The sequence below is a fragment of the uncultured Dokdonia sp. genome, assembly GCF_947492535.1.
Lineage (GTDB): Bacteria > Bacteroidota > Bacteroidia > Flavobacteriales > Flavobacteriaceae > Dokdonia.
Genome location: NZ_CANLNH010000016.1, coordinates 35578 through 61096, shown reverse-complemented (window position 1 = coordinate 61096; position 25519 = coordinate 35578). Strand labels below are relative to the sequence as shown.

The window sequence follows — 25519 nt, the reverse complement described above, 5'->3', positions numbered from 1 at the left end:
ATTATTCTTTTCATTTCCACGAAGGTGGAAATCTCATAGCGGGTATTCGTTTTGTGTACGCTTTCGGACTTCGACTAAGCTCAGTATAAACTTCGGCTGTGCCGAAAGCGGAAATTTTATTTAGTATTATCTCAATTTTTATTAAGTAGTTATTTCTTTTTTCGCCCCCAGCCACCACCGTCTCGGGATTTCTCGTTTGCTTCACAGAGGCGAATAATTTCTTGTATTCTTTTTTGCTGGGTTTCTTCGCGTTTTGCTTGCTTCAACCAGTATAAATAACTCTTACGGTAGCTAGGTGCAAAGTTTTGATAGTTTTCAAAAGCAACAGAGTTTTGATCGAATGCCTTTTGTAAATTTTCTGGAATGATACCGTTTTCTGGACCATCTAATGTTGTCCAAGAGCCATTTTTTTTTGCCTCAGCTATAATAAGTTTACCGCTTTCATGGATAAGCCCTTGTTTTTCGAGGTTGATGATATAGGTTTTATTCAGTTTACTCCAGACACTCTTAGGTTTACGAGGACAGAAATATTGCCTTCGTTTTCCATCTCCTAAACTTTTGACAGTACTATCTATCCAACCATAACATAGGGCTACCTTGACGGCTTCTTCCCAACGCATGCTTGGGACTTTTGTGTCTACTTTATAAAAGATCAAATAAATGCCTTTCGTTGTAGCATGGTTTTCGTGTAACCATGCTCGCCATTCTATATCTCGTGGAAAATATAATTCTGGAATTGTATTCATATCTATTGTTTGTCGAAAGGATTTGTATTCATTTCTATAGAAACCCAAATGAGTAATCCTATGGCAAATAAAAACTCTATACTAAGTATGGAGAATATCTTTATGAAATTAATAATTGCGATGGGGATAAGGAAGATAATAGCGAGTATTTCTCCTTTTTTAATTTCTTGTAGGGTTGCTTTCCAAAGTTCATATGAAATTTCTGGAGTCGGAAATGAAGCATATGAAGCAGCTATTCCTGTATATGCAAATAGTAAGAATAGTGTAGTGTTGTCTGCAGTAAGCGCAAGATAATAAAGACTTATCGCAATACCGTTTAATATGAAAAAAGGCCCTAATCCGAGTACATATTTTTCTTTTAATGTAGTAGGGGATTCATATATTATTTGGGATCTATCTGATGCTATTTCTAGATAATTAATCGTGTATACTTGTAGATCATACCGATCTGCAAGGTGTTTTGTCAGTATGGTGTGTAGCATTCTACCGGGAAGTAATACTAGATTGATAAACCAAGTGGTAATAAGCGTCATCTTATATTTTTAATTAGAAAATCCTTTTTCTCATTCACCTCCTTCAAGGGTACTGCTGTATACCCATTTTTGACCAAAAGTCCATATTCCCATTTCAAAGTCTTCTTTTATTATTTCAGGTTCAATACGCCATTCTCCTTGATGATTTGGTGCTCCTAATAATGCTACAGCTCTATCGTGTACACCTTCCATAGAAGCGTAATTTATAATTATTTGATAGAGTAGGGGTTCTTCTGATTTTGTAAATAAATAGGTATATGATACAATATCATCTGTGGTAGACGGTTCTACTACTTCTATCTTAAAAGGAGAGGTTGTATTTGGCGGAAGTGCTTCTTTGTTTTTTTTACTGAGCTTTCTTAATGTCATTCCTAAATAGATACCTTTCTGGGTAAGCTCTTTTGGGAAATAGCGATGTTGTTTTCCTTTTGTTACAGCTGGTATAGAAGATTCATTGAGATTGTATACAAATAGAGAGAGACCAAACCATATTAAAAAGAAGTATTTCATAATCAGATATCAAGATACATAAAGCGGGTTAAAAAGAAAAGCCTTAACAATATATCTATAGTGTTAAGGCTTTTGTATTATTTATAGTATGATTGAATTTACATAATAATTCCTCCACAGCTTATGCGTTTTCCAGCGGCTCCACTAGGTTGTGATGTAAAATCATCAACTCCTTGGTGAACAATAATTGCTTTTCCGAGAATATCTTTCTTTTCATCTCCGCAACCGATACACCATTCGTCTGTAGAAAATTCTTTTTGACCGTTTCCTTTTTCATCGGCTTCAAAGTTTCCAATATCTCCTTTGTGATATCCTTCTTCTGCTCCCCATGCTCCATGTGGTTGAGCGGTAGGGTTCCAGTGACCTCCTGTAGATTTTCCATCGGCAGAAGAGCAATCTGCTTTGGCGTGAATATGAATTGCATGTGTCCCTTCAGATAAACCATGTATCGCAGCAGTCATTTTTACAGTACCATTAGATTCTTCAAAAAGAACACTACCTGTTGCCTTACTATCACTTTTTGATTCTAAGGCCATTTTAACTCTTTTTACGACGACTTCTTCCTCTACTTTTTTTACTTCCTTTTCAACTTCTTTTACGACCTCTTTTTCAGTAGTTTTAGTATCATTTTTACAGCTTGCGACTAAGGCTATAGCGATTATAGCAGTAGCTATATATTTTGTTTTCATGGGATTTATTTTGATATTAATGATTAGGTTTTAAAACAGACTCTAATATACAGGTTTTTCTATTGATGCCAAAGTATCTTGCTATAGTGGTTTGATTAATTCTCTGGGGTCTGTAATACCTCGTTTTAGGTTTTCAAAAATCATGAGTGACTTATCTACTTGTGTCTGTTCGTTTTTAAAACGCTTTACATAATAGATGAGGCCTCTTTTTCTTCCATCTGTAAGTTTCTTAAAATAGGAAAGACCTTCAGGATCGCTATCCATCACTTCTTTCATTGTATCAGGAATTTCGACTCCATATTCTGTGGTATTTTCGAGTAATTGGAATTCGAAAAAATCTGTTGGGAATACGCCTAATTCTTTTTGATACCGTTTTCCAAAACTGATAAAGTATTGTCCTTGATATTTCTGTATAGCTCCATGAAAATCAAAACTATTTTCTTTAAAAAATGCTTTAATCTGCACGCGTTTTTGACCAGTTTCTAGGAATGGAATAGCGTATTCTTCAGGAATCACTATTCCATGAGTTCCTGTGATATGTACTGGAAATCTAGGCGTACTAGTAGGCATGGTTGTAATTTACATTTCACTTCCAAAAAAGATCGCATTCATCAGGAGTTTATTGGTTCCATACCAAAAGGCTCTAAAGTTAGTATTATCTGTAAATAAGATAATTTTTCCTCTTCCAGACCCTTGATGTACAAATGGTCTTGTTTCAGAAATTGCTTTTAGGTTGATTTTACTAATATATCCAGATTGTAATGGATTTTTTGTGTACTGAATTGGATTTCTGTAACTCGTAGAATCTGGTTGTATAAAAATGGTTGTATTTCTAAACATCGAAATACGATCATCTTCATATCCAAAGTTTACTGGGTGAGAGCGATCTTGCTTTGCTTCAAAAATTGCACCTCCTATTACCTGCGCACCATTAAAATCACCACGTTGCTCAAAACTGACAGCTTTTGCTGGGTTTTTTGTTTTCTCAAAATTAATGTTAAGCATTTCGTTTCTTTTCATCCAGTTAGCAGCATTACGGTATCCTATAAGTGTACCACCATTTCTTACCCAGCTTTTTAGTTTTTCAGTTTTTGATTTATCTAATGAATTACCGTAAGATGCAGGTACAATAATGTCTGTATAGCGACTTAAATCTGCTCTGTTTAAATTTGTCACATTAAGCTTTGTGATTTTCATATCGTAGCGTGTGTCAAATAAGTGCCAGATTTCTCCAGCATCGTATGGATTTACTCTATCACCTACAATAATAGCTACTTGCGCAGGTTCTATTGCTCTAAACTGATTACTTCCTAAATCTATACCTTCTGTAAGTCCTGTACCTACCGCAGTAATATCAATAGTTGTTTCCTTTGAAAGATTACTTAAAAATGCATTTAATTCCTGAGCATCCATTTTTTGATTTTGAACAGGGATTAGAATAGTTCCGTAGTCATATGACTTTCCTTCCAGACTAAATTGTTTCATACCTACTTTAGCACGTAAGCCAGCATTTAAGATTTTATTAAGTACTTTAGGCGTATAGTATTCATGCCATTCCATTAAGTATCCGTAGGTACTTCTATTTACAGCATTTGGTGTACGTTTTTGTAATTCTTGAATCGCAGGCCCTGCATTAGAAGTAGAGGCGTTTTCGGTGATGTTTAACCCGAAAGCCAATGGAAATGACCATGCAGAGATATCATAAAATAAACTGTCCTGAAACTTCGTTCGTTTTTCAAACATAGCCTTTATGAGTCTACTCTGACGTTGGTTCTTAGGCACAATGTAGCTATATCCTTTTTTGTATTCTTTTCCGCTTTCGCGAAAGCTATTACTTACTTCATGTATTTCTACCTTGTGTCTTTTTAATATTTCAGCAAGGTGATAGGCACTAGCGGCGTCTTTTTCACTTCCAAATGCATAAGCTCCACCTTTAGATTCACTACGCGCTTTATTAAAGAAATCTCTTTGATAGTCTAATAATTCTGCACGCATTCCTTGCGAAGCTTCTAGTGTAGATAGCATCGCTGTAAATTGATTTCTGATCGTAAATGGAAATTCTAAAAGTCCATTATCTGTTTCTTGGGCGTGACCTCTAGAGCTTGCTTGTTCGAATAAAATTCCAATTCCTCCATTAATATCAGGGAAAGTAGAACCTTTACCATAATAGAAGTCATCAAAGCTTTCCTCAGTATAGTATAGACTTCCTATTTTATCTAATGCTTTTGCATGGTAGTTTCCTATCTTTTTTGTGAGTTCTTGATTTAATTTTGGTGTTAGTGGATGTGTACGAGATTGTATGCCTGGTTGGAAAAAGAAGGTCGCATTACTTCCCATCTCATGATGGTCTGTCAAAATATTAGGATACCAATGGTGAAATGTTTTAATACGTGCTCTAGATTCTGGTAATTGTACGGGTAACCAATCACGGTTCATATCAAACCAGTAGTGATTGGTACGTCCTCCAGGCCATACTTCACTATACTCACGATCTTGGGGATCTGCATTGATATTAATACTTTTATTAGTATTTGCCCAATATGCAAAACGTTGCAATCCATCAGGATTAAAGGAAGGATCAAATAAGATGACGGTGTTTTCTAGTAATGCATCTATTTTTGCCCCTTGAGCAGCAGCTAGATAATAAGCAGCTACTAAACCAGCATTTGCGCCAGAAGGCTCGTTACCGTGTATAGATAAACCTTGGTATACTACAATTGGCATATTTGAAGTGCTGAGTGATGAACTTCCACTTTCTGTAAGCTTTACATGTTCTTTACGTATGTCTTCAATACGAGTATGATTAGAAGGAGATGTAATGGTAAGTAATAAAATAGGTCTTCCTTCAAAAGTAGATCCTCTATTTTCGATAGTAATACGATCACTAGCGGCTGCTAGTGTACGCATATACTCAGATAATTTATCATGACTTACATGCCATTCTCCTGGTACAAATCCAATCACACTTTCGGGTGTGGGAATTTCTTTATTATACGATACATCTTGTGGTAAATAATAAGACATATCTACGTTGCCAGTTTGAGCAAATGATGAAGTAATTGTTAAAAATAGAAAAACGTAAAGTAAACGCATAACGTATTTGGTTTGTTATTAGTGAGTTATTAGTTTGGTTTATTCCAGAGACGTTAAAAATAAGCTAAAAAACCCTGTGTATTGTAAAGTTTAGAATGCTTTTAACAAGTATATTCTCTTAAAAAAAGAGATTGACTATTTTAATCAAAAAAGCCTATCATAATTGATAGGCTTTTTTGATTTTATTTTCTAAAGATCTATTTATATATCTTCAAAATTTACATTAGTAAAGCTTTCTGCATTAGGAGCATCTGCTTCATCTGTAGTTCCATCATTATCTTCTACAGCTTCAGTGCGTTGATAATTACTTTGATGGCGATCACTGATCACTTCTTCTCCTTTTTCTTGAAGGATATATGAAGTCATTTCATTTAAGATATCTGTAAATCCAGAAAAATCTTCCTTATAAAGATAAATTTTGTGCTTTTTAAAGTGAAATGAACCATCATCATTTGTAAACTTTTTACTTTCTGTAATGGTTAAATAATAATCTCCTGCTTTTGTAGAACGTACATCAAAGAAATATGTTCTTCTTCCAGCTCTTAATACTTTTGAGAAAATTTCTTCATTATCCCTCGAATCATAATCACCCATAGTCAATTTGTAGTTTTAGTTTTTTAGTAATTCCTTGCTCAAAAATGATAAAAAAAAGAATGTCGCCCAATTTTTTTTTACATTTCTTTCTCATCTAATTGTTTTATATATAACTCTTTGTAATATCCTTCTTCTTTTATAAGCTGATTATGAGTGCCTTGCTGAGTTATTTTTCCTTCATCAAGAATTATAATTTGATCTGCATTTTTTGCCGAAGATATTCTATGACTAACGATTATAGTAGTCGAATCTTTGTTAATTATGTTAAGATTTTCTAAAATTTGTTCCTCAGTTTCCGTATCAACAGCACTCAAAGAATCATCTAGCAGAATGAGTTTTGGTTTATTTATAAGTGCTCTAGCAATAGATACTCGTTGTTTTTGCCCTCCAGATAGTGTGATGCCTCGTTCTCCTAAAATAGTATCATATGTTTCTTTAAAGTCTATGATATTTTGATGAACGACAGCAGCTTTTGCATAAGTAATTACTTCTTCATCTGTAGCATTTGGTGCTCCAAACTTGATGTTTTCTTTAATGCTATCAGAAAATAAGAAAGCATCTTGAGGTACATATCCTATAGATGTACGTAAATCATTTAAATTTATATTGAGAATAGGGGTGTCGTCAATACGTATTTCTCCAGAAGTCACATCATATAATCGACCTATAAGTTCCAATATAGTCGATTTTCCAGAACCAGTACGTCCAATAATAGCTAATGTTTTTCCTTTTTCAATAGAGAAGCTTACATTTTTAAGAGCTGTAATATTAGTGTCTTCATAGGTAAAACTCACATTGTCAAATGTAATACGTCCTTGAATAGGAGTAGAAGTTTCTATAGTATTTTGAATTTCTGGTTCAATCTTCAAAAACTCATTAATCCTTATTTGTGATGCTTCGGCTGCTTTTATAATAGAAGTAACCCACCCTACAGTAGCGACGGGCCAGGTGAGCATATTTACAAACATGATAAACTCTACAAGCGTTTCTAGTTTTATTTGATCATTAATATATTGATTCCCCCCAATATATATAACCAATAAGTTACTAGATCCTATAAGTCCAATCATTAATGGAAAAAAGAATGCTTGCACTTTTACTAAGTCTAGGTTTTTATTTTTACTATCATCACTTAATCTCGAAAACCCCTGATGTGTATAGCCTTCTAATGTATATGCTTTTATGACAGATATTCCACTAAATGATTCTTGCGTAAACGTTGTTAATTTTGATAAGTATTCTTGAACGATTGTACTTCGTTTATGAATCTCACGGCTTAATTTATAAATAGCGATAGATAAAATGGGTAAGGGGATAAGTGTATATAGCGTTAAACTTGGCGCTGTAGTATACATATATGGGATTACGGTCGCAAACAGCACTAAGGCTGTAAGCATATACATAATCGCAGGTCCTACATACATACGTACCTTTCCTACATCTTCACTAATACGATTCATTAAATCTCCTGTTCTATTTTTTTTATAGAACCCTAATGATAGTCTTTGGTATTGAGCATAGATGTCATCTTTAAGATCTGCTTCTATATAGCGAGAGACAACAATAACGAGTTGACGCATTAAAAATGTAAAAAAGCCTGATAAAAAAACAGCTCCTAATAATAGTAATAAAGAGTTTTCTAATTCATCAACAAATTGAGTATAGGTAATCTTAGTTGAAGTATATTTTTCTATAATTTCTACAGACGTACCTACAAGTGTCACCACAGTAACTGCAAAAAAGCGTGCAGCAATAATGGTAAAAATACCAATGATCAGTCTCCATTTATAGCGTAAAAAGTAGTGGTTTAAGGATGTAAGGGCTTTCATTTATGAATGGAATACATATATTTTATTAACAAATTCTCATTTTAACGTCAATTTTGCATCAACAAATTGAACTATTCGTTATTTTTGCACGATCTTTTTAGTAAAAAGATAAAATATTCACTTTATAAATATAGTTATGACTGCAGATATACTTACCCCTCAAGAACTAAAAAAAGCAGACCCAGTTTTTGGACAGCTTTCTTTCAATGATCACGAACAAATTGTTTTTTGCAATGACAAAGATACAGGATTAAAAGCAATCATTGGGATACATAATACAGTTCTAGGTCCAGCACTTGGAGGTACCCGTATGTGGAATTATGCAACAGAGTGGGATGCATTAAATGATGTACTTCGTTTATCTAGAGGGATGTCTTTCAAGAGTGCGATTACAGGTCTTAATTTAGGTGGTGGTAAAGCTGTTATTATAGGAGATGCCAAAACTCAGAAGACACCAGAATTAATGAAACGTTTTGGAGAGTTTGTACATTCTCTTAGTGGAAAATATATTACTGCTGAAGACGTAGGAATGGAAACAGCAGATATGGATTTAGTACGTGAAGTGACTCCATATGTAACTGGGATTTCAGAAAGTAAAGGAGGCGCAGGAAATCCTTCTCCTATTACTGCTTATGGTGTTTTTATGGGAATGAAAGCAGCTTCAAAATATACATTTGGTTCTGATAATTTAGAAGGACGTACTGTTCTTGTACAAGGTATTGGACACGTAGGAGAAGTACTTGTAGAACATGTCACTAACGAAGGAGGTAATGTGATTATAAGTGATATTAATGAAGCACGTCTAGAGGAGGTTAGTAAAAAGTACGGTGCAGAGATCTATAGAGGTGATGATGTATATAGCGTTCCTATGGACATCTATGCTCCTTGTGCATTAGGTGCTACTGTTAATGATGAAACAGTTAACAAAATACAAGCAAAAGTAATTGCAGGAGCAGCAAACAACCAACTAGCTGATGAAAATATACATGGATCTTTATTACAGCAAAAAGGGATTGTATATGCTCCAGATTTCTTAATTAATGCAGGAGGTATTATTAATGTATATGCAGAGCTCGAAAATTATGGAAAACAAGAAATCATCCGTAAGACAGAAAATATTTATGATACAACACTAGAAATCATGCGTACCGCAGAAACTAGTAACATTACAACACATCAAGCAGCTCTTAAAGTTGCATTAGAACGTATTGAAGCACGTAAAAATCAAAAATAAGTAGGAATACTACTTATAAAAATATGTATTTTCGCAGGGATTTTATCAATAAAGATAAAATCCCTTTTTTAATTTATTTAAAAGAAAAAAGTTCTTTGTAGCTATGCTTAATAGAAGACACATTCGAGTGAAGGTGATGCAAACCATTTATGCAATGGGATGCAAGGAGAATAATAATCTCCAGGTAGAAGGTAAATTTGTAAACGATAGTATAGCACAGGTATATAACCTATACCTATTAATGCTAGATATGATGGTGGAGGTACACGCTTTCGCGAAAGCGCACTCAGAAAAACTGTCTAAAAAAATTCTTGCTACCGAAGAAGAAAAAAATCCAAACAGAAAGTTTATTACCAATGAGGTTCTTGTAAAACTAAGTGATAATGCTTTATTACAAGACGAACTTGACAAGCGTAAGCTGAAAAATTGGCGTATGGATGATGAGTATGTTGCAGTCATATTTAATGAACTCATCGCGAGTGATCTTTATGAAAACTATATGAATGACGCTACTTCGGATTTTAAAAGTGCAAAAGATTTTGTGATACAATGGTATACAGAATTAATCGCACCTAATGATAAGCTATACGATTATATAGAAGATAGTAGAATTACTTGGATAGATGATCTTCCTATCGTAAATATGACAGTCTTAAAAAGATTACAGAAAGTAAAACCTAATTCTCCAGAAAGTCTTTTTCTTCCTAGTTTATTCAAAAATGAAGATGATAAGATGTTTAGTATTGAATTATTAGAGCAAACTTTTGGAAATAATGCCTTTTTAAGTGAAGAGATAGAGAAAAACACACCTAATTGGGATAAAGAACGTATTGCCGATGTAGATTTCGTATTGATTAAAATGGCATTGTGTGAATTCTTAAAATTTCCTTCTATTCCTGTAAAAGCTACTATTAACGAGTATTTAGAAATTGCTAAAGAATATTCTACGCCAAAGAGCAGCATATTTATTAATGGAATACTAGATAAACTCGTAAAAGAATACCAAAAAACAAATAAATTTAAGAAAGAAGGAAGAGGTCTTGAGTAATGTTTTAAAATAACATACACACAAGTATTTGATTATGTGTGTTTTCAGATTTTTTATCGCTGTGTGAAAAATACTATGATAAACTAATCTTGTTAACTTTTGGTTATAAGTATTTTTAGTACTTTTGTGGTTGAACTATATTAATTAAAATTATAAAAAATGAAAAAAGGTATTCTAGTATTAGGTGTACTAACTGCTATGATCTTTACATCTTGTAAAGAAGATGCAACAAGTAAAGTTAAAGAAGGTAATATAGAAGTAGCTGCAGCACGTGATGCGCAAGCAACTGAATTTCCTGTGATGACTTTTGACGAGACTGAGTATGATTTTGGTTCTATTGATAAAGGAAACCCAGTAGATCATAAATTTACTTTTACAAATACAGGAAAAGCACCTTTAGTAATTGTAGATGCTAAGAGTTCTTGTGGATGTACGGTTCCTGAGTATTCAAAAAACCCAGTTGCACCAGGAGAAAAAGGTGAGTTACTAGTAAAGTATAACGCTAGTGGTACAAACGCTATCACAAAAATGATTACTATCAAAGCTAATACTGAAAAAGGAACTGAAACCTTACGTATTAAAGCTTTTGTAAATGCACCAGCAGCTGGAGCTAGCAAATAATATATGAGCGAATTATTAGGACCCATCTTGCTATTTGCAGTATTTATTATATTTTTTATAGTACTGCCGCAACAGAAAAAAAATAAGCAAGAAAAGGCTTTTGATAAGGCCTTAAAAAAAGGTGATAAAATAATTACCAAAAGTGGTCTACATGGGAAAGTGTTAGAATTAAATGATACTACATTTGTATTAGAAACTGGCGCTGGAAAAATGAAATTTGAAAGATCTGCTATTTCTATTGAAATGAGTAGTAAATTAAATGCCCCTGTAGTTTCAAAAAAATAGAGTATACTTTTTACTCAATAGTAAAAGAGCTATCTGTAACGGATAGCTCTTTTTTTTGTGCTATAAAATTATATTAATATTAAGATTTTGATTTTTGTGTTATAACATTAATTTTCAGTAATTTATATAGATTTTAGGGTGTTTTGCTATTTTTGACATACAAAAACTATGTATTTTATCGATTTTAATTGTCTTTTGTCGATATTTTTTTAAAAAAATATGTATTTTTAGCAAGTTAAACTTTAGATACTTCTATATCGTTTTGATATAGCTGTAGATGAATTTTAAATGTATATGTTTTAAGTCAAATCAAATATTCATATAGAGCCCCCTAAACTCTAAAACTAACTTAATTATGAACAAAAAAATACTAACCATTTCAGTTATTTTTCTTGGGATTTTTTGCTTTTTGTTTTTTTATGATGGAGAAACAAAAACAACATCAGAAGAAACAGAGGAACCTCAAATTGAGACGCTAACTTCTTTGAAGAAAGAAAAAAAGTCTCTAGAAGAGAAAAGACGTACAATAGAGCAGCGAGCTCAATTTGATTTTAACATGCAAAAAAATCCTGCGACGGGATTAATACCAAGAGAAGAAAAAGAATTAGAATTAGAAGCTGCTATGAGAGAGAAATCGTATAGCAACTCTAGAGCATCAAATACAAGAGCTTTTACAATTCCTTATGAAGCTAGAGGACCTTCAAATTTAGGAGGACGTACCAGAGCTCTCGCTGTTGATCTAAGTGATGTTACAGGAAATACGATGCTTGCTGGAGGTGTAAGTAGTGGTATGTTTAGAACTACCGATGGTGGTGCTTCTTGGGTAAAAGTTTCTCCTAATGATGAGATACATAATGTAACAGCAATCGCACAAGATCCACGAGTAGGATTTCAGAATATATGGTATTATGGTACTGGAGAAGTTTTAGGTAATAGTGCAAATCTAGGTGGAGCCCTTTATAACGGACAGGGGATATGGCGTTCTACTGATAGTGGTCAAACATGGACGCAAATTCCAGGTACAGATTCTACGTTTGAAGAGTTTGACTCTGTGTTTGATTATAATAACTCCTTAGCAGTAAGTCCTACTACGGGTGACCTTTATATTGCTACTTTTGATGGTATTTTTAGTTTTGATGGAACAAATTTAAGTGCAGAACTATTTATATCTAATGCAGGAAATACAGATGTAAAGGTAACAGCTACAGGTCGTGTATTTGTTTCTGTTAATGGAGCAAGCGGATCTAATGGGGTGTATACCTCACTAGCTGGTGGTAATGGAACGTATACACGTATTGCTCAAAATGGAACACCCATGGGATGGGCAGCCGCAGGTAGGATAGTTTTAGGAATAGCTCCTTCAGATACAGATGTAGTATATGCATTGTATGCTAATGGTAATGGTGGAGCTATAGAAGCCGACTTATGGAGATATGATGCAGGAACAGATATATGGACAGATTTTTCAGCAAAACTTCCTGATGAACCTGGAGGAGATCTTGCTGGAAATGATCCTTTTGCCGTACAAGGAGGGTATGACCTAGAAGTTAGTGTAAAACCAGATGATGTAGATTTTGTAGTAATAGGCGGTGTAAATATTTTTCGTATAGCTGATATTGTAAATGATGCTACGTTTGAGCGTATAGGTGGGTATATTAATAATACGAGCTTTGCATCTTATGGATCTGGAGATGATGCTGCCAATGATGGAGATACACATCACCCAGATATACATGATTTGGTATTCAGCCCTTTTAATCCAAACACCTTACTTTCTGGTACAGATGGAGGGGTTCATACAACAGATGTAACTACAGGAACCGTACGTTGGACTTCTTTAAATAATGATTATCAAACCTATCAATTTTATCACGTAGGACTAGATCCTCAAGCTGGATCTGACGTTGTAGTTGGGGGTGCACAAGATAATGGAACTACTATTGGAGGTACTTCGATTACGTTACCAGATGTAGCTAATACAACAGAAATGACAGAAGTCTCTGGAGCAGACGGTGGCGCAGCTGCTGTAGGTAGAAGAAGTACTGGTAGTACATTACCCGATATAGATATATTTCATGCTTTTCAAAATGGTGACTTATTTGCTACAGGTCCCTTTAGGGCAGGAGCTGCTGGGGGAGTTGATGTATTTTTAAGTCCTTTAGATCCAACGGCTACACAAGTATTTTTTCATGTAATACGACCAGCTGGAACAAGCAGTAGTATTTTCGTAACGTATTTTCATTTAGATACAGATTCCAATACATTATATTATGCAGATGGACCAACTCTTCATAGAGCAAATAACCCTCAAACAGTTTTATCTAATAATGGTGGATGGAGTAATATAGGAAGCTTATCAACAAGCCAAAATATACGTAGTATTGCATCTACGAGAGGTGCATATACTACAAGTAGTTTTACATTGATAGGAGGAGAAAATGGAGGCGTATTTAAACATGTAAACCCTCGTAATACTAATTTGAATACAGCAGTTAATATAACACCGTCTGGTGCATCTACTATTGCAAATTCAGTTGTGAGTGGTGTCGCCATACATCCTACAGATCCTGATATAGGAATGGTTGTATATTCTAACTATGGGATTAATAATATATATATTACTTCAAACCTTACCGATGCAAGTCCAACATGGACACTAGCAGAACGTAACCTATCAGCACATTCTATTAGATCTGCTGCGATTACAGAAACAGATGGAGTGATTACGTATTTTGTAGGTACAGCTAGAGGTTTATACTCTAGTACGAATCCCATTACAATAGACTGGACATTGGAATCTCCAAATCAAATCGCACTTTCCATAGTAAATAGTTTGGTATATCGTCCAGATGATGGAGTCATGCTTATAGGAACACACGGTAATGGAATGTATCAAGTAAACTTAGATTCTTGTCCTACAACGACAACATATACAACTGCAGGAGGATGGGACAATGGAGTCCCTACAGAGGCTGTAAGAGCTATTATCGCTGATGATTATGATACATCTGCTATGGGCTTAGGAGATATTACAGCATGTACATTAACAATTAACGCTGGAGCTACACTAACAGTAGAAGATGGGAATTTTGTGAGTGTATTAAATGACATCACTGTAAATGGAACCTTAGATATTTCTAATGAAGGTAGTTTAGTACAAGTAAATGAAGCTGCAGAAACATTTAATAATGGAACTATTAGTGTGGAAAAAATCACACCTACGATAGATGATCGTAATTATGTGGCTATGAGTAGTCCTGTAACTGCAGAAGCTAGAGATCGAGTCTATGGAAATTCAAGAGCGGTATTTAGTATCATACCAAGTAACTTTGTTCCTTTTGATATTGACTTAATGGCATTCCCAGAATTTGCAGGAGCAGAAAACTTTTTAGATGATGATAATGATTATTTATTACCTGTTATAGGAAGCACGGATTTACCGGCTGCTGGTATAGGGCAATTAGTGTTCCCACAACCTGAAGCTAATGTAGGAGATGGCTCTTATACGCTTACGTATACACAAAATGCTATGAATCCTGGAACATTAAATTCAGGTACTATTACAGTACCTATTAACTATAATGGGCCTGAAACGGTTAATAATTATAATTTATTAGGAAATCCATATGCATCTGCAATAGATGTAACTGCCTTTATTAATGCAAATGATGCTGTAGATGCAGTATATTATTGGGATCATATTACCAGTCCAGACTCAACATTACCAGGACCAGGAACTAGTAACTTCTCTATGAATGATATTTCTATTAGAAATGCTATGATGGGAACTGCGGCGGTAAATATGGGAGGACCGCCACCACCAGGACAGTTTATGTCATCTACGCAAGGGTTTGGGATTAAAGCATTACAAGCTGAAGCAGCTAGTAGTACACCTGTTGTATTTACAAATAGTATGCGAGTGACAGGTAATAATGACGGATTTAGAACTAATGAAAGTGTTTCTAATACAGATAAGTTATGGTTAAATCTAACAACTACTGCCTATGATAATGCTACATCACAAATTGGAATAGGATTTACAGAAAATGCTACAGCTGGGTATGATGCAGGATATGATACACAACGATTGGGAACATTCTTATCGTTATTTACAAATTTAGAAGGGGAGTATTTAGCTATACAAGGACGTGAAGTGTTTGATACTCAGATAGAGCTTAGCGTAGGTTTCTCAACAACAGTAGAGACCTCAGAAACGTATACGATTAGTATTGATCATCTAGAAGGCACTGGCCTTGAAAATGCACCTATTTATATCATAGATAATGAGCTTAATACAATTACTAACCTTAAAGATACTCCGTATACATTTACAGCAACAAAAGGAATCCAACCAGATCGTTTTATTGTTGTGTTTGAAGAAAGAGAGATATTAAGTACAGAAGAAGCTGTTATTGAAAATAATGAAGTTTCTATATTCCCTAACCCTGCTTCTTCAGAAATTACGTTAGGATATACAGGAAATCAACAATTAGAAACGGCAACGATTATAAATGTGAATGGGCAGATCGTGAAAGAACTAGATCTTAGTAATTTTAGTCAATCACAACAAATTTCTGTAAACGATCTTTCTAAAGGTATTTATTTTATACAGGTCATAAGTGAAGATCAAACCATTGTTAAGAAATTGATTATAAGGTAAATCACAAGATAATATATACTTTAAAGCCCCTTAGTAAGGGGCTTTTTTTATGCTTAGAATAACCGAAATAACTACCCAAATATGGGTATATATACGTGTATATGAATTCGTTTTAATTAATATTTTAGGAATTTATTTAGGTATAGTAAAATTATGGAAGAATTAAATGTATCCTCAGAAGGCGTAATTACTCATAATGCAGGCATTGTGCTATTGAATATGTATATACCTATGCTTTTTAAAAGATTAGAACTGATTAATAATAATAGTTTCACTTCAGATGAACATCAACAAGATGCCATACATTACATACAATACCTTGTTACAGGAGTATCAAAAACAGAAGAGTCATTGCTAGTATTGAATAAAGTACTCTGTGGGTATCCTATACAAAACCCTATAAAATCAGGAATTATGATTTCTAATGATGATAAAATATTAATAGATGGATTGATAACATCTGTTATAAGCTATTGGTCAGCCATTGGAGAATCTTCTATAGATGGATTTAGAGGGAATTGGTTGGTACGTGAAGGTATTTTAAGAGAAGAAGAAGATAAATGGATACTATCTGTAGAAAAAAGAGCGTATGATATTCTCATGCTTAAATCACCTTTTTCATTCTCCATAATTAAATTCCCTTGGATGGAAAAACCACTACACGTTACTTGGCCTTTTTAAATAAAGTAGTTAACTGTTTTTTTAACTTAGGCATTTGACCTCTTTATTTAGTATAGCTTCTTATAGTAGTATACAATTCAGAGGAGTTAATTTTTAAAGTTTAATACCAAAATAATATGATACAAAATACAATTCAGTACATGCGTAACGCTTTAAATCAATATCTAATTGCTACATTTAATTTAGATGAAACGATTGTTATTGCAAACAGAATCGTAGATCAACAGGGTGTAATGCCTATTGAAAATAATAATAAGGTTGTTTTATCTTTAATTCATGTAAAACCAGAGGATGTAAAGCTTTTTAAAACTAAAAGTGATCGGTTATCTAAAGAAAATCATCTAGCACATTCATCTCCAGAACAATATTCAATATATATGTTAGTGACCTCTTCTTTTGATGATTACAATGAAACCTTAAAATTTTTAGATACATCCATGTCATTTTTTAAAAAAAATCCAGTAATAGATAGAAACACGGTTACTAATTTTCCGGATACGATTGATAAATTATATGTCGAATACCAACATGGAGAAGATTATATGCAAGTGCAAAATGTATGGACTACAATGGGAGCAAGATATCAACCTTCAGTTATTTATAAAATACGATTACTAACGGCTGCATCAAAAGAGGTGTAAGACTTTGTTTCTGAAATTACGGCTATTTCTAATAATTCTACTTTATGATCTCACAGCTATCTTTATTATTTTCTATCACTATAACACATACATATTATGAAGGAGGAATATGTAAAGAGTTGCAATACAAACCATCAGTAGCGACTCAAAACCTATTAAATAAATACAATGTACATATTCATAAAACGACTACAGGTTTTTCATTGTATGCGTCTATAGATAATAATATAAAAGATTTTTTGAATACTATAAAAACAACAGAGGTAGAAACATCATTTTCCTTTGAAGTTGTTTCTTTAAATCCAAGTTTTACAGCATATACACTGTATCCTAATTCAGAGATAGGTTACCTTTCTTTTACTATTCCTACAAACGGAGATACGACTACTTTAGAAAGAACATTTGTGCCAGACGTTACAAGTACGATATCTTTTAAAATAACCATTGATTTTGATGCTATTATACGCTTTCGCGAAAGCGGAAACAGCCCTAACTACACCGTTACATTTGAATCCAGAAAGACACAATGGCGTTACTATATCATTACTAATAGCCGACAACAATTTGAAAAATTAAGCATCCAAAGTAATTCAGATATTCAATTTGAAGGTCCTACAGAAACGATGTTACAAAATGGTCAAAATGCCCTTATGTTTTCTTCAGGATCTTTATTATTACCTTTAACAGAAATACCTGAATATTCCTTTGATTTACTAAGTATTAGTGAAAACCCTGGCACGCCTGATAAAGTTATTTTTAAAGGATTACCTATAGCAAGCCCCAATAATCTAAAGATCAATACAGAGAGAGGTACAATACATGTAGTATCGCCTCTTTATGTTTATATATAAATACGATAAAGTTAACATCATTATTTTATGAATTCTAACAACGATACTATACATACTGAGATTATTACCTCATTAGACAATCAAGCAATAGAACTTAAAAAACAAAAGGGACAGTATGATGCTTCTATGCTATCAGTATATCATGCACAGGGAAACTGTATTACAGCTGCCGAAAAATTAAAACTAGCTAATGATGACTATGAGTTTCAAAAGGATATTTTACAACAAGCCATTACAGTAAATGGGATGTCTACAAATGTCATGCAAACAGCTACTAACGCTAAAAAATATGTAGAAGGTACGGTTACTAATACAGCTGTTGCAGCGGCAAACAGTCAAATAGCTGCTAATGCAGTTGTAAAACTAGCTAGTCATGTAGGTTCTATTTATAGTATAATTAATGCTGCTGATTTTGATTCTGAAATCTTTGAAGCAGCAGATGCAGCATATAAATGTATAAACGAAACTGCGTACCTAGCAGAAAGCGTGTCTCAGAAAAGCATGGAAGCTTCTGTGTTAATAGCTGAGGTAGCTATAAGTAATTTAGTGAGTAAAGTAACAGCGACAGATACAGATATTAAAAACCTAGTAAACACTGTCACTGCAAATTTTGATAATATAAAAGAACGTGTAGCAACGGTACATCAAGCACTTAAAAGTACAAGTGAAACAGAAAAAAGTGCTGAAGGAAATCTTGAAAATGTACATGCAATATATGATGCCTCAAAAATGGCATATCAGTTAAGTAATAAAGAACTCAATCTTGCTGTAAGCGTTTCAGAAACAAAAGATACACTTAGTGAAAACCATCAGTATACCGTTTCTTTTAATCCATTTACAAGTGCTTTTAAACAACCTGGTATAGAAATAGAAGAAACAGAATCCTATCCGGTAGAATCGTATTATATAGTATTAGTAAAAGATACAGCAAAAAAGGTTTTCTCAATAACAGATGCCAAATCCATCATTACGAGTGAGAATGATTGTACATATATTAAAATAGATGCTAATAACCCAGCGGCACCACATTCTAAGACAATTTCAATACATGATTTACAAGATGTTAATGGGGATTCTTTTCAATTAGGCAATAACTATGTCGTATTTATATATGCTGCTTTATCAAATGCATATAAAAAGAATATCAATGTATATGAAGATTATGTAACAGCACCCTCTTTTCCTTTTTCGATAAGGAATCATTTGGTTCCTGCTCATGATATCAAAGTAAGTCTTTCACCAAAATCATCTAAGACCCCTAATCAACAACGAGTACGTTTTCAGGTAGAAAGGGACTTAACGTCTAAGGTGGAATATAGATGTGTGTTTCTTCCAGTAAATACTTTGAAAACAATAGCAAATAAAAATGAAAAACTTGGGCTTTGCTTTGATCTTATGATTGCAGAAATGATTCCAGCGGGTAGTTATACTACAATAGAAAACATCACGCCTTTTAAGGATACTGATCCGAAGGCTTCAACTAGCGCAGCTAATGCTTTAATAGAAGGTTCTTTGGTTATAACGAGCGCGATGACTGATAATTTTGGAAACAGATTGATCAAAGGAAACACGTACATTCCTGTGATTCTATCAATTTCTGATGATACAGAAAATGTCAATAAGACGATAATAAATGCATTGTCAGCTATTGAAAACACATCGCCTTTTACCTATAAAGGCTAATAAAAACATACATTTATTTAATATAGTACATATGAGTTCTAAAAATAAATTTGGAGTTACAGCAGCTAAGAAAGCAGAAATAAATGCATTAGAGTCAAGGATCTTGACAGCTCAAAACACCGTAGGAAAATCACAAGCGATCGTTACATCACTAACCGAAAAATCTGCAAGAATAGAAGGAGAACTAAACACGAGCGATACTAATAAGACCAATGCACTTAACACTAAAAGATTATTAGAAACAGTCATTGGCCAAGTCAAAGAGGTATATGATAATTCAAAAATAGTAGTCTCACAAACTGAAGATGCAAATTCAAAAACTAAAAGTGTCGCAGTAGATATTAAAATACTTATCGATAAGTTAATTTACACTGTAGACGTTGTTAATAAGCTTTCAAATCTAGTGATAAGAAAAAAAGCAGTGAATCCATTGACTTCTGATGAGTTAGTACATATGTTAGAAACTGCTACAGAAGAGGCAAATAATGCGGTAGCATTAACGCTCGTAGCACTAAATTCTGTGTTTGTTTCTCAAACATCTATCATAGCGTCAAGCGCCAGTACTGATTTAGAAAATGTTCAAGTAGAAAAGTTATATACGTTTATGACTCAAGAAGGGGAAGTATCCACAAAAAATATAAAACAACTAGTTGATCAGATGTATGAAGATGCCCTCACAGTATATACAAGTACACTAGAGGCTAGTCAGGATATAGCAAAACAGCTAAGTAACGCTACAGCAGATTTTAACAGAGCAGATGCAAATTTAAGTTCATTACAAGCAGGATTAGCTGCCGCACAAGCAGCAGTACTGGCTTCATAAATACTTTTTAAGATGCGTTTCAGTATATATAATGAATGTTTTATACGCTTTCGCGAAAGCGTACTTAGCAATATATCTAGTAATAATAAAGAAATAACCCTACTCAAATAAAATGTAGTATGAATCATGTATTTAAAAATTTTTATAGATCTTTTTATAATAGAACAGCAGGTTTTATTCCTTCAAAACCTATCAATCAAACTATGTATCCAGGGGATTTTTTTCAGATACGTAATGGAGAAGTAATCATCTTGGGTAATATATTTCAAAATGGTATCATAGCAAAAGAAGAATGTGTATTACAAAACGGGATTACTCTTAATGGGGCTAGTTGGAATTTTAGTGAAGGTGTCACAAAACCTTATTCAGGAAGAGATACGGGGACCAATCCTATAGAAGGAGAATTTAATTTTTCTAAACAAATACTCGCTTTTGATACTGCAGGAAGTTTTGTGTTCAATGCACAACACCCAGAAGCTGTAAAAATTGTAAACTGGAATGATATCGCAGCAGAACTCATTATCAAACTTACGCAAACACTCTATTCTTTTAGAGAAGTATATGTGGTTACAGAGAGCGCAGTAGCTTCAAGTTGGACACTTGCTGTTGCAGGATCTGATGAAGCAGAATTGGAAATAGCCGCCGAGTCAGAAAGTCCTGGATTTGTAAATCTATTTGGTGACGCTACTTCAAAAACGATTCAAGCCAAGGACATTGAATACTTTCATAGAGAAACAAAAAAGAAACCCACCTTTTTTAAAGCTAAAAAGCTTTCGGTACAACAGGATAAATTAGAAATATTTGTTAATGAGTTGATTACGCAGGATTCAAAAAAAACAGATTGGGCTAAAGATTTTTATGAATACGCGTTTGATTACGACACCGAACATTTTTCAAGTAGTATTTCCATAAATGCCCAAACATGCGTATTAGATATGTTACAAGCAAATGAATTAAACCCTAATACTGCACTATCCTATTTTAAATGGACAGATACAAATTTAGATGATATAGAAAAGCTGTTTTTAACCTTTGGAAACTAAGATGTTTTACGCTTTGCACATAGACAAATTATATAACGATAGTACTGTTACACTAAACAAATAAGCATGAGTAAAAGGGCAGATCTTACTGATATACATAATTTAGAACTACGTTTTGGACCTTGGATAAAAGATCTTCCAGAAGATAAAATATTGAGACTTATATCTATTACGTTGAATTACTGTGTAGTTAACGAAGAGATAAGAATTAAAGGTTATTTAATTACAAAAAGTCATTTATATCTTGTTTTGATATATCAGACAGATGCTATAGATCATATACTTGGAGTACTTTCAAAAAAAATGACCCACGGTGTTTATACACACTTAGGGTTCTCGTATGATGACCAAGATGAAAAAACAATCCATCCATCTGACCAATATAGTATGTTTACAAAGCATTCATTACAAGACTACGACCTAATAAAACTGATTACAGGGAAAGAGGTAAAACTACCATTTCACAGTCCGAAAATAGCCTATTTGAAAAATGTATTACATGGGAATAATTACTGTTCTGTCCAAGACTATGCAGGAGCATTAGGTCCAGTAATAGTGTATACTCAATGAAAATAACTTAATAACCACCTATTATGAATATATCAAACATAAAAACACCAGGCGTTTATATCAATGAGGTAGACGCTTTTTCAAATTCGGTAGTGCCAGTAGCGACGGCTGTACCTGCATTTATTGGCTATACGCCTCAAGCGATGTATGAAGGGAAAACGTATACAAATGTGCCAAAGAAAATTACATCTTTTGCAGAATTTCAAGCGATATTTTGTTATCCAGATCCGCCAGCGCCTGCCGATCCAGCAAAACAGTATACCCCTCAATACTATTTAGTAAAGCAAAATGCTCAACCAGATAAAGGAGATTACATACTGATTGAAGACGAATATTATTCGATTGTGCCTGATCCCAATACGATCTATTATTTGTACAATAGTGTGAAATTATTTTATGAGAATGGAGGAGGAGATGCGTATATTGTTTCTGTAGGAACCTATGGAGCTCCTTCTGGAATTCCTATGAAACCAGGAGATCAGATTGTAAATCCTAATGTAAGCTTGAATGATCTTATGGGTGGAATTGCGTTATTAAAAAATGAGCAAGAACCTACCATGTATATCTGTCCTGAAGCGACCTTATTATCGGTCGCTGAAAACGGTACGTTAATGCAAGAAATGCTATTGCAAAATACTGAAACGCAAACTGCCATCAGTATTTTTGATATTATAGGAGGTCGTAATCCAGACCCAATTTTGTACATGAATGACATTACAACCTTTAGAAATAATACGGGAACTAATGGATTAGGTTATGGAACTGCCTATTATCCTTTTGTAGGAACTACAATCATGCAAAACAGTGATATAGACTATACGAATCTTTTTGGAGGGGATGTCAAACAATTAGATCCTCTTTTAAATCCACCATCAGATCCTAATCAGAATGCAGCTACCATTCTTTCTGAGATAGAAAATCCTTCAGGAAATCCACATAAAGTAAGCGAATACAATAAAGCACTATTAATAGCAAGTCCAACGTATGCAACAATTATAAACCATGTGTTAGCCGATGTTAATATGTTACCACCTAGTGGCGGAATGGCTGGAGTGATTACAAATGTAGATAATCAAGTAGGTCCTTGGCAAGCGCCTGCAAATACCTCTATTGTTGGAGTGTCTAGTATACCGATTAGATTATCTGATGCACAACAAGGAGATCTGAATGTAGACGCCATATCTGGAAAATCGATCAATGCGATTCGTTTTTTTAACGGATTAGGAATTTTAGTTTGGGGTGCAAGAACCTTGGATGGAAATAGTCAAGATTGGCGTTATATTTCAGTACGAAGAACAGTGATGATGATAGAACAATCATGTAAACTAGCAGCACAAGCATATGTATTTAGCCCTAATACTAAAAATACGTGGGAAGCTGTAAAAGCAATGATAGGAAGTTTTTTAAATGATATATGGAAACAAGGAGGACTTCAAGGAGCGAGTGCTGCCGATGCATTTTCTGTTGAGTGTGGATTAGGAAGTACAATGACCTCTCAAGATATTCTAAATGGCTTTATGAATGTAAGCATTAAAGTAGCTGTCGTGCGTCCTGCAGAATTTATAGTGATCACGTTTCAACAACAAATGCCAACATCTAGTTAGTTATATAATAACAACATATCGTGATTTTATAATCAATAAACAATAACAAATGCAAGAAACTACAAATCAATACCCCGTAGGATTCTATTTCTCAATAGCATTTGATGATCTAGAGCAATGCTTTTTTCAAGAAGTCTCTGGACTTTCAAACGAAATGAATGTAGAAGAGGTCGTGTCAGGAGGAGAAAACCGTTTTAAATATAGAATCCCTACGGTATCAACAAGTAAAAATTTAGTACTCAAAAGAGGGATGTTTCCCAAAACATCTTCATTACTTAAATGGTGTGAAGACACGTTGGAGGGAGGTTGGTCAGCACTTATTCAAACAAAAACGGTTAAAATTCATCTATTAAATGAGGGTGGAACTGTAATGATGAAATGGATTTTTCATGGTGCATATCCTGTAAAATATGCTGTTTCTGATCTCAAATCACAGGAAAATGAATTGCTTATAGAAACGCTAGAATTAGCGTACACCTATTTTCAAATTGAAACGCTTTAAAACAAGGAATCTATTTTTAAGTGTCGGATATTAAAATTACATTTGTTTCTAAACCTAGAATAAACGCACGATTCTTAATTTATGGCTGGAAATACCTACGGAACACTATTCAAACTCACTACTTTTGGAGAATCACACGGAAAAGCAATAGGAGGAATCATAGACGGTTGTCCTGCGGGTCTAGCACTCGATTTTGATGCCATTCAAAAAGAACTCGAACGCCGTAAACCTGGACAATCTAAGATTGTAACCCAACGTAAAGAACCTGATACCGTAGATTTCTTATCAGGAATCTTTGAAGGAACGACAACGGGAACACCTATAGGTTTTGAAATTGTCAATACCAATCAAAAATCCAAAGATTATTCGCATATCAAAGACACCTATCGTCCAAGTCATGCTGATTATACCTACGATCAAAAGTATGGTACCCGTGATTATCGTGGTGGTGGCCGTTCTTCGGCGCGTGAGACAGCAAGTAGAGTCGTGGCAGGTGCGATTGCAAAACAGTTTTTAAAAGACATTAAAATCCATTCCTATACCTCTTCAGTGGGAGAATTAGAAATGGACATTCCCTATCAAGAGCTCGATTTTAGTAAGATTGATAGTAATGACGTGAGATGTCCTGATGACGCTTTCGCGAAAGCGTTTATAGATAGAATCAAACAGATTAGAAAAGAAGGCGATACTATAGGAGGCGTAATCACTTGTGTGATTCAAAACGTGCCTGTAGGACTCGGCGAACCTGTATTTGATAAACTTCATGCAGAACTTGGAAAAGCCATGCTCTCCATCAATGCCGTAAAAGGATTTGAATATGGGAGTGGTTTTGAAGGGGCAAAAATGAAAGGAAGTGATCATAACGATATCTTTAATGCAGACGGAAGCACAAAAACCAATCTAAGTGGTGGTGTGCAAGGCGGAATCAGTAATGGGATGGATATCTACTTTAAGGTGGCTTTCAAACCTGTGGCAACGATCATGCAAAAACAAGAAACGATAGATGCCGATGGAAATGTGGTGGAGATGCAAGGAAAAGGAAGACATGATCCTTGTGTCGTCCCAAGAGCCGTACCTATTGTAGATGCCATGGCAGCTTTAGTAATTGCCGATTTTATGTTGAGAGATAAATCGATTAAGTTATAGTGTATCTTTAGAAGATTCAAATAGTTCTCTTGAAGAAGGGAATTTATAACAAATAGCGTAATATGTTGAGGTGGATAATTTTGTCCGCTTTCGCGAAAAAATAGCTCCCACCAAAAAAGGGAGGTTCAACAAA

The 25519-nt window shown here is 34.1% G+C and carries 23 protein-coding genes; 15 read left to right on the top strand and 8 right to left on the bottom strand.

Features of this window, described 5'->3' with window-relative positions:
- Nucleotides 1-149: 149 nt before the first annotated feature.
- From Q1A60_RS17995 to Q1A60_RS17960, 8 genes are all read right to left on the bottom strand, one after another.
- The gene (locus Q1A60_RS17995; RefSeq protein ID WP_299767700.1) at nucleotides 150-746 is read right to left on the bottom strand and encodes a YdeI/OmpD-associated family protein; all 597 of its coding nucleotides are present in this window, start codon (nucleotides 744-746) and stop codon (nucleotides 150-152) included.
- Between the two features lie 2 nt (nucleotides 747-748).
- Nucleotides 749-1279 carry a hypothetical protein gene (locus tag Q1A60_RS17990; RefSeq protein WP_299767699.1) on the bottom strand — a complete coding sequence of 177 codons (531 nt, stop codon included), beginning with the start codon at nucleotides 1277-1279 and terminating at the stop codon, nucleotides 749-751.
- A 30-nt stretch (nucleotides 1280-1309) separates the two neighbouring features.
- Nucleotides 1310-1789: a hypothetical protein gene (locus Q1A60_RS17985; protein WP_299767698.1), complete on the bottom strand. Its 480-nt coding sequence runs from the start codon at nucleotides 1787-1789 to the stop codon at nucleotides 1310-1312.
- Nucleotides 1790-1887: 98 nt separating this feature from the next.
- Nucleotides 1888-2478, bottom strand: coding sequence for a superoxide dismutase family protein (locus Q1A60_RS17980; RefSeq protein ID WP_299767697.1), 591 nt, complete (start codon nucleotides 2476-2478; stop codon nucleotides 1888-1890).
- 81 nt (nucleotides 2479-2559) lie between these two features.
- Entirely contained in the window at nucleotides 2560-3048 is a 489-nt protein-coding gene (locus tag Q1A60_RS17975) for a YdeI/OmpD-associated family protein (RefSeq protein WP_299767696.1), read from the bottom strand.
- A 9-nt stretch (nucleotides 3049-3057) separates the two neighbouring features.
- A complete protein-coding gene (locus Q1A60_RS17970; RefSeq protein WP_299767695.1) occupies nucleotides 3058-5571 on the bottom strand; it encodes a M14 family metallopeptidase in 2514 nt (837 codons plus the stop codon).
- Nucleotides 5572-5772: 201 nt separating this feature from the next.
- On the bottom strand, nucleotides 5773-6165 hold the full coding sequence (locus Q1A60_RS17965) for a PUR family DNA/RNA-binding protein (protein WP_299767694.1): 393 nt from the start codon (nucleotides 6163-6165) through the stop codon (nucleotides 5773-5775).
- A gap of 77 nt (nucleotides 6166-6242) precedes the next feature.
- Nucleotides 6243-7994 (bottom strand): ABC transporter ATP-binding protein, encoded by a 1752-nt coding sequence (locus Q1A60_RS17960; RefSeq protein ID WP_299767693.1) that lies wholly within the window; start codon nucleotides 7992-7994, stop codon nucleotides 6243-6245.
- Between the two features lie 136 nt (nucleotides 7995-8130).
- Between Q1A60_RS17960 and Q1A60_RS17955 the strand changes: the two genes are divergently transcribed.
- The 15 genes from Q1A60_RS17955 (at nucleotide 8131) to aroC (ending at nucleotide 25386) form a co-directional block, all read left to right on the top strand.
- Complete coding sequence (locus Q1A60_RS17955) at nucleotides 8131-9228, top strand: Glu/Leu/Phe/Val dehydrogenase (protein ID WP_299767692.1); 1098 nt, start codon at nucleotides 8131-8133, stop codon at nucleotides 9226-9228.
- Nucleotides 9229-9331: 103 nt separating this feature from the next.
- The gene (locus Q1A60_RS17950; RefSeq protein ID WP_299767691.1) at nucleotides 9332-10276 is read left to right on the top strand and encodes a transcription antitermination protein NusB; all 945 of its coding nucleotides are present in this window, start codon (nucleotides 9332-9334) and stop codon (nucleotides 10274-10276) included.
- A gap of 159 nt (nucleotides 10277-10435) precedes the next feature.
- Complete coding sequence (locus Q1A60_RS17945; protein WP_299767690.1) at nucleotides 10436-10897, top strand: DUF1573 domain-containing protein; 462 nt, start codon at nucleotides 10436-10438, stop codon at nucleotides 10895-10897.
- A 3-nt stretch (nucleotides 10898-10900) separates the two neighbouring features.
- On the top strand, nucleotides 10901-11182 hold the full coding sequence (gene yajC / locus Q1A60_RS17940) for a preprotein translocase subunit YajC (RefSeq protein ID WP_299767689.1): 282 nt from the start codon (nucleotides 10901-10903) through the stop codon (nucleotides 11180-11182).
- 355 nt (nucleotides 11183-11537) lie between these two features.
- Nucleotides 11538-15842 carry a T9SS type A sorting domain-containing protein gene (locus Q1A60_RS17935; RefSeq protein ID WP_299767688.1) on the top strand — a complete coding sequence of 1435 codons (4305 nt, stop codon included), beginning with the start codon at nucleotides 11538-11540 and terminating at the stop codon, nucleotides 15840-15842.
- Nucleotides 15843-15995: 153 nt separating this feature from the next.
- A complete protein-coding gene (locus Q1A60_RS17930; RefSeq protein ID WP_299767687.1) occupies nucleotides 15996-16523 on the top strand; it encodes a contractile injection system tape measure protein in 528 nt (175 codons plus the stop codon).
- Between the two features lie 116 nt (nucleotides 16524-16639).
- Nucleotides 16640-17164, top strand: a complete 525-nt coding sequence (locus Q1A60_RS17925) for a Pvc16 family protein (protein WP_299767686.1) — start codon at nucleotides 16640-16642, stop codon at nucleotides 17162-17164.
- Between the two features lie 44 nt (nucleotides 17165-17208).
- The gene (locus Q1A60_RS17920) at nucleotides 17209-18015 is read left to right on the top strand and encodes a hypothetical protein (RefSeq protein ID WP_299767685.1); all 807 of its coding nucleotides are present in this window, start codon (nucleotides 17209-17211) and stop codon (nucleotides 18013-18015) included.
- Nucleotides 18016-18042: 27 nt separating this feature from the next.
- Complete coding sequence (locus Q1A60_RS17915; RefSeq protein ID WP_299767684.1) at nucleotides 18043-19698, top strand: hypothetical protein; 1656 nt, start codon at nucleotides 18043-18045, stop codon at nucleotides 19696-19698.
- Nucleotides 19699-19729: 31 nt separating this feature from the next.
- The gene (locus tag Q1A60_RS17910) at nucleotides 19730-20521 is read left to right on the top strand and encodes a hypothetical protein (RefSeq protein ID WP_299767683.1); all 792 of its coding nucleotides are present in this window, start codon (nucleotides 19730-19732) and stop codon (nucleotides 20519-20521) included.
- 119 nt (nucleotides 20522-20640) lie between these two features.
- Complete coding sequence (locus tag Q1A60_RS17905) at nucleotides 20641-21564, top strand: hypothetical protein (protein WP_299767682.1); 924 nt, start codon at nucleotides 20641-20643, stop codon at nucleotides 21562-21564.
- Between the two features lie 66 nt (nucleotides 21565-21630).
- Complete coding sequence (locus Q1A60_RS17900; RefSeq protein WP_299767681.1) at nucleotides 21631-22134, top strand: hypothetical protein; 504 nt, start codon at nucleotides 21631-21633, stop codon at nucleotides 22132-22134.
- A gap of 23 nt (nucleotides 22135-22157) precedes the next feature.
- Nucleotides 22158-23738, top strand: a complete 1581-nt coding sequence (locus Q1A60_RS17895) for a phage tail sheath C-terminal domain-containing protein (RefSeq protein WP_299767680.1) — start codon at nucleotides 22158-22160, stop codon at nucleotides 23736-23738.
- Nucleotides 23739-23787: 49 nt separating this feature from the next.
- Nucleotides 23788-24240 carry a phage tail protein gene (locus tag Q1A60_RS17890; protein ID WP_299767679.1) on the top strand — a complete coding sequence of 151 codons (453 nt, stop codon included), beginning with the start codon at nucleotides 23788-23790 and terminating at the stop codon, nucleotides 24238-24240.
- A gap of 81 nt (nucleotides 24241-24321) precedes the next feature.
- Entirely contained in the window at nucleotides 24322-25386 is a 1065-nt protein-coding gene (gene aroC, locus Q1A60_RS17885; RefSeq protein ID WP_299767678.1) for a chorismate synthase, read from the top strand.
- Nucleotides 25387-25519: the final 133 nt, after the last annotated feature.